This window comes from Gordonia sp. p3-SID1431 (genome assembly GCF_025143765.1).
In the GTDB taxonomy this organism is placed as follows: Bacteria; Actinomycetota; Actinomycetes; order Mycobacteriales; family Mycobacteriaceae; genus Gordonia; species Gordonia hongkongensis.
Map to the genome: position 1 here is coordinate 1 of NZ_JAMBDT010000188.1, position 1,682 is coordinate 1,682.

The 1,682-nt window shown below is 65.3% G+C and carries 1 protein-coding gene; it reads right to left on the reverse strand.

Annotated elements, in window-relative coordinates:
* Nucleotides 1–173: 173 nt before the first annotated feature.
* The gene (locus tag M4D77_RS23715; RefSeq protein ID WP_055476915.1) at nucleotides 174–1,568 is read right to left on the reverse strand and encodes an IS1380 family transposase; all 1,395 of its coding nucleotides are present in this window, start codon (nucleotides 1,566–1,568) and stop codon (nucleotides 174–176) included.
* Nucleotides 1,569–1,682 lie beyond the last annotated feature (114 nt).

The window sequence follows — 1,682 nt, forward strand, 5'->3', positions numbered from 1 at the left end:
CCTCGATGTTTCGTGAGGTGGCGGTCCCTTGTTGAGTGGCCCGGTTGGGTGGTCTGAGGACCGGATTTCGGGCGTGGGCCGTGTGGTGTTGTCCGAGGCGTCGGTGTGCGTCGGGTTTCACGGCCCCGAGGTGTGAATGTCCTTTCTGGATCGAAGGTTGGTCGGCCTGGTGGTCAGGCCGGCGCTGGAAGTGCTGCAAGCCTTGCTAGCCCGTCGAGTAGCAGATCGACGTGCGGAGCGTGGGTGGCCAGCTTCATGCGGGTTCGCCGGGCGTGGCGGCTGATCTTGGCCGCGATCGAGAACACGCGGTGGCGCAGTCGCTTGGGTTCCCACCGGCGAGCAGGGTGATCGGTGAACGCGAGCATCTGCGTCCAGGCGATCAACTCGCAGGCGAGCATCACGATCGCGCACCAGATCCGGTTCTGATCGAAGCCGTGCAGCGGGAGATTCGTCAGGCCACAGTCTTTGGCGGTACGGACCCGGTCCTCACATCGAGCCCGCCGCCGGTGACACAGCTCCAGATCAGCGAGTTGGCCACGGACGGTGTTGGTGGCGAACGCGGTCAGCCGCAACCCATCACGGTCGGTGAACCGCAATTGTGCACCCGGGTGCGGCCTCTCCTTCCGGACGATCACACGCATCCCCTGCGGCCAGCCCGATAGGTCGATCAACCCGGTCAACTCGGCCACCCACGCCCCGTCGCGTTGCACGCCGTCGGCATCGTAGGCCGGGGTCCACGCCTCGGGACTGATCCGGTCGGTTGCGGCCGCGATGGTCTCGGTCAGCCCGAATCCCACTGAATAGGCCAGGCGCCGGCGGGTGAGATAGCCGAGGAACTCGTGGGTGCCGCCGGCCGAGTCGGTGCGTACCAGCACCGACTTGCCGACCCGATACCCCTGCACCGTCGGTAGCTGCTCGAGTGCGGCGGCGGTGACCGTGATGTGGTCGGCGGCGGTGTTGGCGCCGGCGTTGCCGGGCCGCAATTGGATGGCCAGGGGTTCGCCAGTGCCCTGGCTACCGTGATCGACAAACGCACACAGCGGGTGGAAACCGAACCCGCGCTTGTAGGTTGGTGCCGCATCCTGTTTCTCCGAGTGCGCGGTCACCAAGGTTGCGTCGAGATCGACGATCAGGGGATCGCCAGTATCGGCGTCGTGATCGGGGGCGGACGTGGCGGCTGCTGACCAGCACTCTGCCCGGGCAGCAGCGCGGGCGGAGTTGATGGCCGTCAATGCCGCTGGGGCGTCGGCGGCCAACGCCGAGATCAGTCGTGACACCGTGGGGTCAGAGGCGACCTGACCGAATACGGCGGGGTCGGCGCGCAGTTGGTTGATGTCGGCCAGACAATCACCGCCGATCGCGACTGCCACGGCCAGATCCGTGATGATCTTGCCTGGATCGTGGGTCGCCAGGGGTTTACGCCACGGTGTCAACGCGTCCGATAAATCGGTGGTCAGGCCCGTTTTCTCGGCTGTCCGCAGCAACACCGTGGCGCCGGCTTGCGACACTACCCCGGTTCCGGTGCCATCTGCAGACAGCACGGGATAGGGCGACGTAGACTTACTCACCTGAATGGTGCTCCTCGATCTGGTCCGATTGATGACTTCGCAATCTCAATCATCCCAGGTCAGGGCACCATTCTTCATTCACGACACGGAATCAGCGTGAAAGCACGAGGCTAG